Source organism: Shewanella sp. SACH, from assembly GCF_001887095.2.
Lineage (GTDB): Bacteria > Pseudomonadota > Gammaproteobacteria > Enterobacterales > Shewanellaceae > Shewanella > Shewanella baltica.
On sequence record NZ_MPDG02000001.1, the window covers coordinates 1,507,257 to 1,522,589 of the forward strand.

Annotated in this window: 17 protein-coding genes and 1 pseudogene; 3 read left to right on the forward strand and 15 right to left on the reverse strand. The window is 47.9% G+C overall.

Annotated elements, in window-relative coordinates:
- Nucleotides 1-136: 136 nt before the first annotated feature.
- From BM607_RS06535 to trmJ, 12 genes are all read right to left on the reverse strand, one after another.
- Nucleotides 137-304: a hypothetical protein gene (locus BM607_RS06535; RefSeq protein WP_006081849.1), complete on the reverse strand. Its 168-nt coding sequence runs from the start codon at nucleotides 302-304 to the stop codon at nucleotides 137-139.
- Between the two features lie 217 nt (nucleotides 305-521).
- Complete coding sequence (iscX, locus tag BM607_RS06540; RefSeq protein ID WP_006081850.1) at nucleotides 522-719, reverse strand: Fe-S cluster assembly protein IscX; 198 nt, start codon at nucleotides 717-719, stop codon at nucleotides 522-524.
- A 113-nt stretch (nucleotides 720-832) separates the two neighbouring features.
- Nucleotides 833-1,738 carry a 30S ribosomal protein S6--L-glutamate ligase gene (gene rimK, locus BM607_RS06545; RefSeq protein ID WP_006081851.1) on the reverse strand — a complete coding sequence of 302 codons (906 nt, stop codon included), beginning with the start codon at nucleotides 1,736-1,738 and terminating at the stop codon, nucleotides 833-835.
- Between the two features lie 158 nt (nucleotides 1,739-1,896).
- The gene (gene fdx, locus BM607_RS06550; RefSeq protein ID WP_006081852.1) at nucleotides 1,897-2,235 is read right to left on the reverse strand and encodes an ISC system 2Fe-2S type ferredoxin; all 339 of its coding nucleotides are present in this window, start codon (nucleotides 2,233-2,235) and stop codon (nucleotides 1,897-1,899) included.
- A gap of 8 nt (nucleotides 2,236-2,243) precedes the next feature.
- Nucleotides 2,244-4,106, reverse strand: coding sequence for a Fe-S protein assembly chaperone HscA (hscA, locus tag BM607_RS06555; RefSeq protein ID WP_071939412.1), 1,863 nt, complete (start codon nucleotides 4,104-4,106; stop codon nucleotides 2,244-2,246).
- Between the two features lie 67 nt (nucleotides 4,107-4,173).
- Complete coding sequence (hscB, locus tag BM607_RS06560; protein ID WP_071939411.1) at nucleotides 4,174-4,698, reverse strand: co-chaperone HscB; 525 nt, start codon at nucleotides 4,696-4,698, stop codon at nucleotides 4,174-4,176.
- 16 nt (nucleotides 4,699-4,714) lie between these two features.
- Nucleotides 4,715-5,038 carry an iron-sulfur cluster assembly protein IscA gene (gene iscA / locus BM607_RS06565; RefSeq protein ID WP_006081855.1) on the reverse strand — a complete coding sequence of 108 codons (324 nt, stop codon included), beginning with the start codon at nucleotides 5,036-5,038 and terminating at the stop codon, nucleotides 4,715-4,717.
- Nucleotides 5,039-5,052: 14 nt separating this feature from the next.
- Entirely contained in the window at nucleotides 5,053-5,436 is a 384-nt protein-coding gene (gene iscU / locus BM607_RS06570; RefSeq protein ID WP_006081856.1) for a Fe-S cluster assembly scaffold IscU, read from the reverse strand.
- A 37-nt stretch (nucleotides 5,437-5,473) separates the two neighbouring features.
- Nucleotides 5,474-6,688, reverse strand: coding sequence for an IscS subfamily cysteine desulfurase (locus tag BM607_RS06575; protein ID WP_006081857.1), 1,215 nt, complete (start codon nucleotides 6,686-6,688; stop codon nucleotides 5,474-5,476).
- Nucleotides 6,689-6,768: 80 nt separating this feature from the next.
- On the reverse strand, nucleotides 6,769-7,230 hold the full coding sequence (iscR, locus tag BM607_RS06580; protein ID WP_006081858.1) for a Fe-S cluster assembly transcriptional regulator IscR: 462 nt from the start codon (nucleotides 7,228-7,230) through the stop codon (nucleotides 6,769-6,771).
- A 337-nt stretch (nucleotides 7,231-7,567) separates the two neighbouring features.
- Nucleotides 7,568-8,389 (reverse strand): serine O-acetyltransferase, encoded by an 822-nt coding sequence (gene cysE / locus BM607_RS06585; protein WP_006081859.1) that lies wholly within the window; start codon nucleotides 8,387-8,389, stop codon nucleotides 7,568-7,570.
- A 54-nt stretch (nucleotides 8,390-8,443) separates the two neighbouring features.
- The gene (trmJ, locus tag BM607_RS06590) at nucleotides 8,444-9,172 is read right to left on the reverse strand and encodes a tRNA (cytosine(32)/uridine(32)-2'-O)-methyltransferase TrmJ (RefSeq protein WP_071939410.1); all 729 of its coding nucleotides are present in this window, start codon (nucleotides 9,170-9,172) and stop codon (nucleotides 8,444-8,446) included.
- 154 nt (nucleotides 9,173-9,326) lie between these two features.
- Here trmJ and suhB point away from each other — a divergent pair, with 154 nt between their 5' ends.
- On the forward strand, nucleotides 9,327-10,130 hold the full coding sequence (gene suhB / locus BM607_RS06595) for an inositol-1-monophosphatase (RefSeq protein ID WP_006081861.1): 804 nt from the start codon (nucleotides 9,327-9,329) through the stop codon (nucleotides 10,128-10,130).
- A 245-nt stretch (nucleotides 10,131-10,375) separates the two neighbouring features.
- On the opposite strand, the gene lolE is transcribed toward suhB, so the two are convergent.
- From lolE to BM607_RS06610, 3 genes are all read right to left on the reverse strand, one after another.
- Nucleotides 10,376-11,626, reverse strand: coding sequence for a lipoprotein-releasing ABC transporter permease subunit LolE (gene lolE, locus BM607_RS06600; protein ID WP_071939409.1), 1,251 nt, complete (start codon nucleotides 11,624-11,626; stop codon nucleotides 10,376-10,378).
- Nucleotides 11,623-12,318, reverse strand: coding sequence for a lipoprotein-releasing ABC transporter ATP-binding protein LolD (lolD, locus tag BM607_RS06605; protein WP_006081863.1), 696 nt, complete (start codon nucleotides 12,316-12,318; stop codon nucleotides 11,623-11,625). The genes lolE and lolD overlap by 4 nt, the downstream gene beginning before the upstream one ends.
- A 130-nt stretch (nucleotides 12,319-12,448) precedes the next feature.
- Nucleotides 12,449-13,681, reverse strand: a complete 1,233-nt coding sequence (locus BM607_RS06610; RefSeq protein ID WP_087486483.1) for a lipoprotein-releasing ABC transporter permease subunit — start codon at nucleotides 13,679-13,681, stop codon at nucleotides 12,449-12,451.
- Between the two features lie 94 nt (nucleotides 13,682-13,775).
- On the opposite strand from BM607_RS06610, the gene BM607_RS06615 reads away from it, so the two are divergent.
- Nucleotides 13,776-14,447, forward strand: coding sequence for a hypothetical protein (locus BM607_RS06615; RefSeq protein WP_071939408.1), 672 nt, complete (start codon nucleotides 13,776-13,778; stop codon nucleotides 14,445-14,447).
- Between the two features lie 85 nt (nucleotides 14,448-14,532).
- Nucleotides 14,533-15,333 (forward strand): annotated as a pseudogene (locus tag BM607_RS22105) (transcription-repair coupling factor); the annotation flags it as partial.

A 15,333-nucleotide genomic window follows, 5' to 3' on the forward strand; every position in this document is an offset into this window, starting at 1 on the left:
TAAATCCTATCTTTATAGCAAATTAGTCTGAGATATTGCGCACATTCGCTTTATTCGTAATCAGCTTGATCACACAAAAGACCCCGCTAGGATGAAAATATCTTAGCAGGGTCCATTAACTCATTAAAAAATGGGATTATTTTCTATTTTTTGCCCAAATGCCCGCCCAAGCAATCAAAGCGACTAAAATGACTGCGGGTGCAAGATCTAACAAGTGATGGAATAAACCGACACCGCCATGCCCTGGATGAGCCCAAGCCATTGAAGGGACAAGCATACATAACAATACAAGCAAAAGTTTCATGTGAACATCCTTGCAGTTGCGATAACAAAGTTAAGCCATTTAAATGCCTTAACCAATATACAACAAGGTACGATATCCGCTAAAAATGAACTTGACTGTGATCAAACTCTCGCCAAATATTCTCTGCGCCACTGCAAATACGTGAGGTAAATCACCTTAGTTAAATGTCAAAAGGACAAGATGCCTCACATAAAAAGCCGTATCACCACTGTGCTCACTACTTTTCATCAATCCAACACTGCTGAATCGCTTCCAGTATTTTTTCATTACAGTGCTTGGGATCATCGGCAAAATCATCCAAGGCTAACACCCACTCATACAACTGGGTGAAATGCAGCTGAGTAGGATTCACCTCTGGGTGTGCTTCGAGTAATTCCAACGCAATATCTAACGAATCTATCCAGGTTAATGTCATCGTTTTCCCCTATTCGGTTCGCTTTAATGGGTAAGTTCTTGCTAAACGGCGTTACCCATAAGGAGGTGAATCAAGTGTTGATATTCCGTAGTCAATACTCGACAGCAAGGGCACTAACCCTGTGCTTGCGTCACCTTTTTCACTTTAATCGCATTTTTTTCAACAAAATCAATAATAGCACCCGCCACATCTTTCGTGGTGGCGCCTTCAATTCCTTCAAGACCGGGTGAAGAGTTAACTTCCATGATCACAGGACCGTGGTTTGAGCGTAGCAAGTCAACACCAGCCACATTAAGCCCCATGGTCTTAGCTGCACGAATGGCGACTGAGCGTTCCTCTGGGGTTAATTTGACTAAACTTGCCGTGCCACCACGGTGCAAGTTAGAGCGGAACTCACCGGGCATAGCTTGACGCTTCATGGCGGCAATCACTTTATCGCCGAGCACGAAACAGCGAATGTCTGCGCCATTGGCTTCTTTAATATATTCCTGCACCATGATGTTGGCTTTAAGGCCCATAAAGGCTTCAATCACGCTCTCAGCCGCTTTACGAGTCTCGGCTAATACCACGCCGATACCTTGGGTGCCTTCGAGTAATTTAATCACCAGAGGCGCGCCACCCACCATATCAATCAAGTCGGGGATATCACTCGGTTTATTGGCAAATCCAGTAATGGGTAAGCCAATGCCGCGGCGTGACATCAGCTGCATAGAACGCAATTTGTCACGTGAGCGCGAGATCCCAACAGAATCATTTAAAGCATATACGCCCATCATCTCAAACTGACGCAATACCGCCGAGCCATAAAAGGTAATCGACGCCCCAATGCGGGGGATCACAGCATCAAATGCGGGTAACTCTCGCCCACCAATGTGGATACTCGATTGCCGCATGTTGATATTCATATAACATTCAAGGGGATTGATTACGTGTACTTCATGACCACGTAATTGAGCCGCTTCAACGAGTCGCTTCGTTGAATATAACTCAGGCCCTTGCGATAAGATCGCTATTCTCATTCTGGTCTCCGGCAACCATTAATTTTGAGCGCATAATACGCCTGCGCAGGGATAAATCAAACAACTAGAGGCATAGACAAGATTAGTTGCACAAATGCTCAACGCCAAAAGCAAAAAACCAGTCACGTGGACTGGTTTTAACAATTATCGCGGCAGCATTAATTGCCTTCGCTGACCATGTTAACCGTGTATTTAGGGATCTCAATCACCATGTCAGTGTCGACCACTTTCGCCTGACAAGATAGACGGCTTTCGGGCTCAAGTCCCCAAGCTTTGTCTAACATGTCATCTTCTAGCTCATCACTTGGCTCAAGATCATTAAAGCCTTCACGCACGATACAGTGACACGTCGTGCAAGCACAGGACTTTTCACATGCATGCTCGATATTGATGCCATTACGCAGGGCAACATCAAGAATGGTCTCACCAACATTCGCCTCAAGCACTGCACCATCTGGGCACAACTCGGCATGGGGAAGAAAGACTAATTGGGGCATTACATCACCTATATGTTGTCGATCGACTGGCCTTTGAATGCCACTCGAATAGAATTGTCCATACGTCTGGCAGCAAAATCTTGGGTTTGCTCATCCAGTTTTTCAATCGCGAGCTTAATCGCATCGGCATCATCGCCCGCGGCAACTTGCGCCACATTGGCCATAGTGGCATCGATTTGTCTACGCTCATCGGCATTCAGCAAGTCGCCATCTTTCGCTAACGCGGCATGTAAAGACTCGAGTACCCTCGCCGCCTCCACTTGCTGCTCGGCCAGCATACGACGACCGATATCGTCTTTGGCATACTTCATCGAATCTTTCAGCATAGTGGCAATTTCAGTATCCGATAAACCAAAAGATGGCTTAACTTGAATGCTAGATTGCACGCCGGTGGATTTCTCCATCGCGGTCACGCTGAGTAAACCATCGGCATCCACTTGGAAAGTCACACGAATGTGCGCAGCGCCTGCGGCTAACGGCGGAATACCTTTCAGAGTAAAACGCGCCAGTGAGCGGCAATCGGCAACAAGCTCACGCTCGCCCTGCACCACATGGAATGCCATGGCCGTTTGACCATCTTTAAAGGTGGTAAATTCCTGTGCTCGCGCAACCGGAATCGTCGTATTACGCGACACCACTTTTTCCACTAAACCGCCCATGGTCTCTATGCCTAATGACAAAGGGATCACATCGAGGAGCAGCAAATCAGATTCAGGTTTATTACCCACTAAAATGTCGGCTTGAATGGCCGCACCAATCGCGACAACACGGTCGGGATCGATAGACGTCAGTGGTGGTTTGCCGAAGAAAGCTTCAACCTGTTCACGCACTAATGGCACCCGCGTTGAACCGCCAACCATCACAGTTTCAAGCACTTCATCAGTCGTCACGCCCGCATCACGCAGGGTACGGCGACAGCTGGCAATGGTCTTCTTAACCAACGCCGCAATCATGGCATCAAATTCAGCTTTAGAAACGATTTGCGTGAGTTCAGTCCCATCAGCAAGGATCACTTTTGCTTCAGTTTCTGCTGCATCCGTTAAGGCTTCTTTGACTCGACGCGATTCAATCAACAGTTGACGGCTTAATTGTGAGTCGATGTCGCTAAGCTGCCACACTTGTTGCATATGTGCTTGCAGCAAATGATCGAAATCATCGCCACCAAGCGCTGAATCACCACCGGTGGCTAACACTTCGAATACACCGCGATTCAAACGCAAAATAGAAATATCGAAGGTACCGCCGCCTAAGTCATAGATGGCAATCACGCCCTCTTGCTTAGAGTCTAAGCCGTAGGCAATCGCAGCAGCCGTCGGTTCATTCAACAGACGTAGCACTTTAACACCCAGCAAAGCTGCTGCATCTTTCGTGCCTTGGCGCTGGGCATCATCAAAATAGGCCGGTACGGTTATTACGACACCTTGCAGCTCGCCACCTAAGGTTTTTTCAGCACGGGCAATCAGCGGACGTAAAATCTCCGCAGACACTTGCACGGGATTCACTTGGCCTTGGGGAGTCACGAATAAAGGTAAACCGTTTTCGCTTTCGGCAAACTCGTAGGGGAATGATTGCTCGCCGGCTTTGATATCAGCTAGGCTGCGGCCCATAAAACGCTTAACCGAAACGATCGTGTTTTGCGGATCCTGCGCCGAACTCAACGCCGCAAGGGCGCCTACTTCGACTGAATCTTGGGTATAACGCACGATAGAAGGTAATGAATGCTGTCCAAGTTCGTCCGGCAGGGTTGCCGTCTCTCCACTTCGAACAGCCGCCACCAAAGAATTGGTCGTACCTAAATCGATGCCAACGGCAAGTCTATGTTGGTGCGGCGCGGCACTTTGACCGGGCTCAGCTATCTGCAAAAGGGCCATATATATCCAACTTAGTAATGCCAACTCAAGCGTGCTTAAGTCAGCAAAGTAACATAAACACGGAAAATCAATCTAACAGAGCGTCTTCGACTCTGGTCAACTCGTCGTGTAATTTTGCCATAAATTTGAGTTTGCGAACTTGATCCGCCGCTAACAATGCATCTTCAGCCTGCTCACTGGTTAACAGTTGAGTCAATTGCTGAGTGAGTTGCGCGCGGTACTCTGCAAACGATTGATATAGCTCGTCAATACTCGCTTGAGGATCGGCACTATCGCGTATATCTTCCAACGCTTCGCGCCATTCCATTTGCTGCATCAAGAAGCCAGTATCTTTCACTGTCGTGGTTTCATGGCTTAGTTCAATGCCACGCAGCGACAGCATATGCTCGGCGCGGCGAATGGGATCTTTTAAGGTTTGAAAACCATCATTGACTTGCGCCGTGCGCTGCACCGACAGCAATTTTTGCTGCTCAGTATCATTGGCAAATTTATCGGGATGAACCGCCCGTTGCAGTTCGCGATAGCGTTCTGCAAGTAAGGCGGTATCAATATCGAAGGCAGGGGAAAATTTAAACAGCTCGAAATAATTCATGCGTCAACTTTAGCGGTTAAACAGTGAAACTCTCACCGCAACCACACTCACCTTTTGCGTTAGGATTGTTAAATTGGAAGCCTTCGTTCAGCCCTTCTTTAACAAAATCCAGCTCGATCCCTTGAAGATAGATGAGGCTCTTGGCATCGATGATGATTTTCACATCTTCGATATCAAACACTTCATCGTCATCATTTAAAGAATCAACGAACTCAAGTACATAAGCCATACCAGAACAGCCTGATGTTCTTAAGCCGAGACGCAGGCCTACACCTTTGCCTCGGTTGACTAAGAAAGATCTGACACGATCGGCTGCCGCTGGGGTCATTGTAATCGCCATCTTAACTCCAGATGTTACTTAGCTTGTTTCGATTTGTACTCGTCGATAGCAGCTTTAATGGCATCTTCAGCCAAAATTGAACAGTGGATCTTCACCGGTGGCAATGCCAATTCTTCAGCGATATCTGTGTTCTTAATCGCCGCAGCTTGTTCGATAGTCTTGCCTTTAACCCACTCAGTTACCAGTGAGCTAGACGCAATCGCGCTACCACAACCGTAAGTTTTGAACTTAGCGTCTTGAATGATGCCATCAGCACCAATTTTCAACTGAAGTTTCATCACGTCACCGCAAGCAGGCGCGCCTACCATACCGGTCACGACCGAAGGATCGTTTTTATCAAAAGAACCAACGTTACGTGGGTTCTCATAATGATCTATCACTTTTTCACTGTAAGCCATGGTACTGCTCCAAAATTATCTATTGTAAAGGTCAGAATTAATGATGTGCCCATTGAACTTGGTTCAGGTCGATTCCATCTTTAAACATTTCCCACAAAGGAGACATTTCTCTTAATTTATCAATAGATTGAGTAATTACTTCGATAGCGTGATCAATTTCTTCTTCGGTTGTGAAACGGCCGATAGAGAAACGAATCGAGCTATGTGCCATTTCATCGTTTAAGCCAAGCGCACGTAATACGTAGCTAGGCTCTAGGCTGGCTGAGGTACAAGCCGAACCCGATGAAACCGCTAAATCTTTCAGTGCCATCATTAACGACTCGCCTTCAACATAGTTGAAGCTGACGTTGAGGCTACCGCTAACGCGCTCAATCGCATCACCATTGATATAGGTTTCTTCAATGTGCTTGATGCCATTCCATAATTTGTCACGTAATGCACCGATACGAGCATCATCAGAGGCCATTTCCGCTTTTGCGATTGCAGCAGCTTCACCTAAACCTACGATTTGATGCGTTGGTAACGTACCGCTACGCATACCACGCTCATGGCCACCACCGTGCATTTGCGCTTCTAAGCGAATGCGTGGCTTACGACGAACATATAGCGCGCCGATACCTTTAGGGCCATACATTTTGTGACCAGAAATCGAGATCAAATCCACTTTAGTGGCTTGCACATCGATAGGCACTTTGCCTGCACTTTGCGCTGCATCCATGTGGAAAATAATGCCTTTTGAACGGCATAGCTCACCGATTGCATCGATATCGTGGATCACACCGATTTCGTTGTTCACGTGCATGATGCTGACAAGGATAGTGTCGTCACGCATTGCCGCTTCTAAACGTTCCATCGGAATGATGCCGTTAGCCGCTGGCTCTAAATAAGTCACTTCGAAACCTTCACGCTCTAATTGGCGGCAGGTATCAAGAACGGCTTTATGTTCAGTCTTACTGGTGATGATGTGCTTGCCTTTCTTGTGATAGAAATGAGCAACACCTTTAATCGCTAAGTTGTTCGATTCCGTCGCGCCAGAGGTAAACACAATTTCGCGGTGATCGGCGTTAATTAACTCGGCAATTTGATTGCGAGCAATATCCACCGCTTCTTCAGCTTGCCAGCCGTAGCGATGTGAACGTGAGGCTGGATTACCAAAGATGCCGTCCATTGTCATGCATTGGAACATCTTTTCCGCGACTCTTGGATCAACAGGCGTGGTGGCGGCATAATCTAAATAGATAGGAAGCTTCATAACACACTCCGTACTGAGCAGTCTCTGCCGAGGCTACATACAACGTACAAAAATTATTTTTATCGTATAACAAAGTTCAGTTATAAACTGACTCTTTGTTCCTTTTGCATAGTGTCTTGCTTAAGCGAGATAAATTGCACATCTCGTTTCTGCATCAAGCCAGCAAGACTGATACCATCTAAAAAATCTGAAATTTGTTTGCTTAAATCGCCCCAAAGTGAATGGGTTAAGCAGCGAGTTCCACTCTGACAATTGCCAAGTCCTTGGCAACGAGTCGCATCGACAGACTCATCTACAGCATGGACAACCATGCCGACTGAAATATCATTGGCTTCTAGGCCTAAGCGATAACCACCGCCCGGTCCACGTACACTGGCAACTAAACCGTGTTTTCTTAGCTTAGCGAAGAGTTGTTCCAGATAGGAAAGCGAAATCCCTTGTCTCTCAGAGATGTCCGCTAAGGGAACTGGTCCCGATGCCGAGTGGATGGCCACATCTAGCATAGCGGTTACTGCATAACGACCTTTTGATGTAAGTTTCATAACTACCATAGCTCCCGAAGAGGTATGCTTTATTTCAACATACCCGAGTAAATCAGTCAAGTATTAAAACCTACTAAAACACTCAAGTATTGAGTGCGCACATAACCAATACCCTTTCATCTTGGTGGGGTATTTAACCTTTTTCCTGCTTAAGATTCAATGCTAGAGCGCCAATTAATCGACATCTAGCACGATATAAACCCAGGATAAAAGTGATCAGTACACTATGGCGCGGTCAAACTAAGGTTTGACCGCTGTATGAGCCTTTATAACAAGATCCGCTAAAGTAGAACCGTTGAAACTAGACTTTTAAGTCATTCAGACCATTACGTTAAAGCTAAATACTCGGATCAAACTCATCGATAGCATTTTGTCGCTTATCGGCGGCGGCTTTCTCTGCATCATTAAACTCGCCCATATCCAGCTCTGGGAGTTTTTCGGTGCAGACATTACCACCCAGCCCTTGAATGGCTTGACACAACTCTTGAACTTTCGAGTCCATCAGATGCATATGATCCAGCATCTGCCCTATCGCATTGGCAACAGGATCGGGATTATCCGGTGATACTGCGTATGCATCAAAACCGTATTTTTTCGCCATCGCGCTACGGCGTTCAGTTTTCTCTTTCGATTGCGGTGACGGTGATGCCACCACGCGCCCAGGAATACCGACTACTGTGGTATCTTTTGGCACATCTTTCACCACAACCGAGTTTGAACCGACACGCGCACCGTCGTGCATGGTAATAGGACCGAGGATTTTTGCCCCCGCGCCCACCACCACGTTATTGGCTAACGTCGGGTGACGTTTCCCCGCCTGCCATGTGGTTCCGCCAAGCGTTACACCGTGATAAAGGGTGCAATCATCGCCAATTTCGGCCGTTTCACCAATCACCACTCCCATACCATGGTCGATAAAAAATCGATGACCTATGGTCGCACCTGGATGGATTTCTACACCCGTCAACCAACGGGAGAAAGTCGATAAACAACGTGCCGTTAAGCGCCAATCGCGCTTCCATAGCTTATGGCTTATCCGATGCAACCAAATGGCATGCATGCCCGGATAGTTAACCAAGATCTCAAACGCGCTGCGCGCCGCAGGATCACGGTGATATATAGATTCAATGTCTTCTTTTAGCCTAGCTATCACGCCCATTGTTTATCCCTTTACGGTCATTCTGTACGGTAATTATTGATGATTAGGATTTGGCTATTTGTCTTTAGAACCCGTCACTTTCTCTATAGAGGTCAAAATACCCCTGAGGATATTCATCTCCTGACTCTCAATTCGTGCGCGGCTAAACAAGCGGCGCAGTTTCATCATCACTTGTCCGGGATGATTCTTAATGATAAAGCCGGTTGATAGCAGCGTCGTCTCAAGGTGTGCAAAGAAACGCTCCTGATCGGCGGCCAAGGGATACTCAGTCGGCTCTTCTTCGGCCACTTCTTTTTGCGCGAGGTGGGCAACACGGGTTTCATAACAAATGATTTGTACGGCTTGCGCAAGATTGAGCGAGCTGTATTCAGGATTTGCAGGAATCGCCACATGATAAGTGCATTGTTGCAACTCTTCATTGCTCAACCCGTGGTTCTCACGGCCAAACACGATTGCAACGGGGCCTTTAAGTGCCTCGGTCGCTAATCTCACCCCAGCTTCTCTTGGCTCTAACATCGGCCAATCTAAGGTGCGACTGCGCGCGCTGGTTGCAATCACGAGACTGCAATCGGCAATCGCTTCAGCGAGTGAATCCACTTTCACAAGATGTTTCAGAATATCCGATGCACCCGCGGCTAATGCAATGGAATGCCCATCGGGTTCAACACGCGGTTCTGCAAGGTACAGATTTGACAGACCCATAGTCTTCATCGCTCTGGCAGTGGAACCAATATTGCCGGGGTGCGAAGTCCCCACTAAAACCACTCGAATATTACTTAGCATGAAACAACTTAATTTAATTCCATAAAACGTTGGGGACGAATATTATCACAGCCATTGCCGAATGCTTATATGAAAATCGGTATTTGATATAACTATCAAATCGGGTATAATGCCGCCCGCTATTTTAACGTTCTTTAACATCCAGGGGATTGCAATGCATCCGATGCTGACGATTGCTGTACGCGCTGCCCGCGCGGCCGGCCAAAATATTATGCGCGCCTATACCGAACTTGACCGTATTGAAGTCAGTTCAAAAGGTATCAACGATTTTGTTACCAGTGTAGACAAGGAAGCAGAAGCGACAATTACTTACCAAATTCGTAAATCTTACCCTGATCACACTATCGTGGGTGAAGAGAAAGGCGAAAACCGCGGTGAGAATAACGACTACGTTTGGATAGTTGACCCTCTGGATGGCACTAACAACTTTGTTAGAGGCATTCCCCACTTCGCGATTTCTATCGCTCTGCAACATAAAGGTAAAACTGAAGTTGCGGTTGTTTACGATCCTGTCCGTGAAGAACTCTTTACCGCCGTCCGTGGTAAAGGCGCAAAACTCAATGATTTCCGTCTGCGTGTTACCAACGTGAATGAATTAGCTCCTACCATGATTGGTACTGGCTTCCCATTCAAGGCGCGTCAACACACTGAAACTTACATGGCTATTTTCGGCGAAGTCTTCGGCCAATGTGCTGACTTACGTCGCGCAGGTTCTGCCGCATTAGATTTAGCCTATGTTGCTGCGGGTCGTTTAGACGGTTTCTTCGAAATCGGCTTAAAGCCATGGGACATCGCTGCTGGCGATCTTATCTGCCGCGAAGCGGGCGGTACGGTTACCGATTTCACTGGCAACCATAACTATTTGATTTCTGGTAACATCGTTGCAGGTTCACCTAAAGTGACCACAGAATTAGTTAAAATCATGCGTCCATTGTTGAACGAAGCATTAAAGCGTTAATTGTAGGCGTTAATCTCGAAATGTTAGTCTCGAAGCGTTAGCCTCGATTAACACTTAGCTTTCCAAAACGCATAGATACAAAACGTTAGACATAAAAAAGGCCAGTGGCAGTCTCTTCTAAGAGCGCTCACTGGCCTTTTTGTTTATGTAGCTTTCATTTCTAAAACTTTAAGAAGATACCCCTGCAAGCGTCAGCACTGATTTCAGCACCAATCGGCTAACAGGACGTACAACCACTAATTGAGTTATCTACCCGCTAAGGCTTGCGCTGGCGCAATCTGACTGGCTTTCCAAGCAGGATAGAGTGTGGCGATTAAGCTCATCACAAACGCCATCACAATCACCAACGCCGCATCTGAGCCATGTAACTCAGACGGTAAAAAGTCGACAAAGTACACATCGGCTGACAGCAGTTGAATACCGAGTAACTGCTCCATCGTACTAGCAATCGCACTTAAATTCAGTGCCACACTCACGCCGATAATCCCGCCAAGACCACAGCCAAGCAGCCCATTCAAGGCGCCCTGCACCATGAAAATACCCATCACAGCAAGGCGGCTTAGGCCCATAGTCATCAAAATCGCAATCTCAGAGGCTTTATCCCGCACCGCCATTACTAAGGTGGAAACGATGTTAAAGCAGGCGACACCAATCACCAGCACTAGCACTAAGTACATAACAGTGCGAACCAACTGAATGTCTTGATATAAATGCCCTTGGGTACGGGTCCAGTCACTGATATACACCGACTGCTTTTGCGCATAACCAAGTTCACGCACTTTGACGGGTGCATCAAACACTTTATCGACGCTAATACGCACGCCAGTCACGCCGCTCTTCATGTTCAAAATCTGCGCAGCGTACTGCATAGGAATATAAGCCGTGGTCAGCTCAAGCTCGCCGCCAAGATTATAGGCGCCAGACACAACAAAACGATGGCTCTTCGCCGCGCGTAAACTGCCCGCCGCTTCTGGATCCATATCCTGCACATATAAGGCCAGCGTATCGCCAACCTCAAGCCCCAACTTGGTCAACAAACTCTGCCCCAGGACGATGTGATTTTCATCTTGGTCTAGACTCTGCCAGCTGGCATCGCTCATAAATTGCGCCAGTGTCGAGACCTTGATTTCTTCTTTTGGATCGATCCCCACGACAGCTAAACCTTGAAAACCGCCGGGCTTTTGCACTAAACCTTGCATGCGGATAAAAGGCGCCGCGCCGCGAATACCTTCAATTAACAGCGCGCCCTCGGCAACACTCTGCCAGTTCGCGATAGGCTCGCTCACACCGACTATGTCCGCCTGCGGCACGACGCCAAGCAATCTATGTTCTAACTCGCGCTCAAAACCATTCATTGCCGACAAGACGATGATCAATACCGCCACGCCTAAGGCGATGCCAGCAGTCGAAGCGAAGGAAATAAAGCTAATAAAGCTGTTGGATTGGCGGGCGCGATAAAAACGCCAACCAATAGATAAGGCTAACGGTCCTTTCATACTTGGGTTTCCGCCGCTAATTGCAGGAAGCCGTTCTTCATCATCAGTTGACGGTCCATACGGGCGGCCAATTTATGATCATGGGTCACCACCACAAACGCCGTACCCAGTTGTTCGGCGAGTTCGCGGATCAACTCATAAACCGCATCGCCACTGTTGGCATCTAAGTTACCCGTAGGTTCATCGGCCAGCACTAATTTAGGTTTATTAATCAAGGCCCTTGCGATAGCCACACGTTGACGTTCGCCGCCAGATAGCTCGGCGGGAATGTGCGTCATGCGATGCCCTAACCCGACCCGCTCCAACAAGGCTTTAGCATCGGCGAGCGCCAGCTTACGATCTTTACCTTGAATAAATGCCGGCATAGCGACGTTTTCTAACGCGGTAAATTCTGGCAATAAATGATGGAATTGATAGATAAAACCTAAGTCTTGGTTACGGATCTGCGCTTGGCGCGCACTGGACACTTGATATAAATCTTCGCCTAATAGCAAGACTTTACCTGCGGTTGGTTCATCCAACGTGCCCATGATGTGCAGCAAGGTACTCTTACCTGAGCCTGAACTGCCGACAATCGCCAACTGCTCGCCCTTAAACACTTGCAGATCAACATTAGACAACACTTGCGTGGTCACGGCGCCATCATGGTAACTCTTACTGACACTCTGCACTTGCAGTAACACGTCTTGCATTGAAGTTCTCTCTTAAACAGGCTTTGGCATCGATTTATGTCATTAAATCAATGCATTTAATTATTCGCATCTTGCTAAACCGTCGCTCAATTCAAAAATGCCGACGGTTTACAGCTATTGGCGCATACCGTTACTCATATCTGAGCGCAGTCGCGGGTTGCACATTAGCAGCGCGCAGTGCGGGATATAAGGTCGCCAACAGGGTTACCAGTAGCGTACCAATCACGATCACAGACAACTGCATCAATTCCAGTTTCACCGGCAAACTTTGCCCTACGCCTAAAATAGAAATCCCTAAGGTGGTCATAATGCCATTCAGATTCAAGGTGATGAGTATCCCAACCGCCAGCCCCAGCACTAAACCGAGCACTGCATTGAGCGACCCTTGCACCACAAAAATACCCATCACGGCGGGTGTGGTCACGCCTTGGGTTTTGAGTACCGCCACATCTGTTGTTTTATCGACCACCATCATGACCAGCGCCGAGACGATATTGAATGCGGCCACGGCCACAATCAGACTCAACATCAGCGACATCATGTTCTTTTCCATTTTGACCGCGCCAAACAAGTGGCCATAGGTATCACGCCAATCGCTGGTTGTCGCCTTAACACCTTGTTTAGCTAATATATCCTGCACTTTAGGCGCTAAAGCGGGTGCGCTAAAGGGATCGGCTAAATAGAGTCTAAGCTGATCAATAGCCTCACTGGGTTGGCGCATCAGCCGTTTCGCATCTTGATAATGGATATACGCCACGCCCGCATCGACCTGAGAGCCCATTTCAAAAATGCCCGAGACTAAAAACTTACGTTGGCTCGGCACTGGGCCTAAGGGCGAATACACCACACCATCGCCACTCAATAATCGCACCGTATCACCGGGGGCGACTTTAAGTTGCCTTGCCAGCTCAGAGCCCAAAATCACCTTGTATTCGCCGCTCGTCAGCTGCTCAAATGCACCTGAGTAAGTGTGCTGGGCAACCGAAGATAACTTTTCCGCTAACTCGGGGAACACGCCATAAACCTGTACAGCACGAATACTCGCCGCCGATTGCACCATGGCCTGCGTCGACACGCTCGGCGTCACGCCTAATACGCCAGGTAAGGCTTTAAGCGCACTCGCCTGCTCAGTCCAATCGACTAAGGGCGCTTCACTATAAAGAGTTAATTGTGGTACTGCGCCTAAGATACGTTGCTTGAGTTGGCCTTCGAGACCATTCATCACAGAGCTCACGACAATGAGCGCGGCAACGCCTAAAAAAATGCCCGAAACGGCAAATAGAGTAATGAACGACGCGAACGCGTTCGCTTTTCTGGCCCGCCAATAACGGTAACCAATATAGAAAGGAAATCCTGGATTCATTGAAAGAGGGTTGCGTCCTGTGTGCTGAACTTGCTAAATCATGAAGATGGGCACGATAATAGGGGTATTGGTCCTATAAATAAAGAGGCAAGCCTTGTTCACTGACACCAATCCGTATTTTAGTGTGCCTCACCCTTTTACCGCCTACTTAAGTCTGTGGCCGAGTTCCGAGCCATTACCCTCTGAAATGGCATTAAGATCAATGCAATCATTGGGTATTCAGCTACTCAGCGAAGTAAAAACGCTCGAGGCCAATTGCTTGCTGCAACTGCGCCATTTAGACAACGACGCTAAGGTGGTAGTGGACTTTTTAAAGCTGCAATCCCGCAAAGTGGATTTAGTGCTGCAACATGTATTAGAGAAAGAAACCCAAGAAGGCGAAAAATGCATGGGCAATCAGTTTGGTGGCAGCGGCCTAAGACTGATCACGCCGACAGCCTTGGCCATCGGCTCAAACTATAAAATCACCCTGTTTATTCACGACGAGCTAGTCGCTATTCTCTGTTTTGGCAAAGTGACCGCCTCTACCGCGCAAAAAATGCTATCTGCCGAGAGCAGCGCCAATAGCGATACTAATAGCGGTGACACACAAAGCCCCGAGTTCAATACTCAGGCGGAACGTCACTCTCCTGCCACGCAATGGCAAACCGACTTTGAATTCAGTCAAATTCTCGAAGCTGACGTGGAGCAATTAGTCAAAGCCAGCCTCAATGTGCAGCAGAAACAACTCAAGTTACGTAAACTCGCCAGAGACGAGCGTCAATAGCCGCTGACTTTTCACTGGCACCTGCGCCATCAAGTCTCTACAATGTCTGCAACTCTTTGTGAATGAATCAGTTTATCGCACGCCAATGACTCACATATCAGCCCTAACGCCGCCAGCCGTCAAAAATGGCAATCAAATTCAGACTCTGTCCACCGTGGGCGGCGTTTGCCAAGCCGTTACACTCGCCAGTTTAGCGCGTCAACATAAGGGGACGACCTTAGTTGTCACCAGTGATACGCCAAGCGCCTTAAGCTTAGAGCTAGAGCTGAGTTATTTGCTCAGTAAAACAGGCATTAAGGTCAGATTATTCCCTGACCGCGAAACCTTGCCCTACGACAGTTTTTCGCCCCATCAGGATTTGATCTCCCAGCGACTCGAAACCCTGTCGCAGCTGTCTCAAATTGAGCAAAACATCGTTATCGTGCCCGTCACGACCTTAATGATGCGCCTGCCACCTAAGGCCTATTTAAGCGCCAACGTGTTTGTGCTGAAAAAAGGTGATAGCTACAAATTACACGATGTACGCCAGCATTTAACCGACACTGGCTACCATTCAGTTGAACAAGTGTATGAACACGGCGAGTTTGCCATTCGCGGCTCGATTCTGGATATCTTCCCCACTGGGATGAATATGCCGCTGCGCATCGAGCTATTCGATGAAGAAGTGGAAACCATCCGCCATTTTGATCCCGAAACCCAACGTTCATTGCAACCTGTTGACTCGATTCGCCTATTGCCCGCGAAGGAATTTCCGACCGACAGCTCAGCCATCGAAGGCTTTAGACAAAGATACCGTCGCCGTTTTGAGGTCATAGTCAAAGAGCCGGAATCGGTTTATCAGCTGGTGAGCCGCAACTTGATGCCGGCGGGGATTGAAAACTACCTG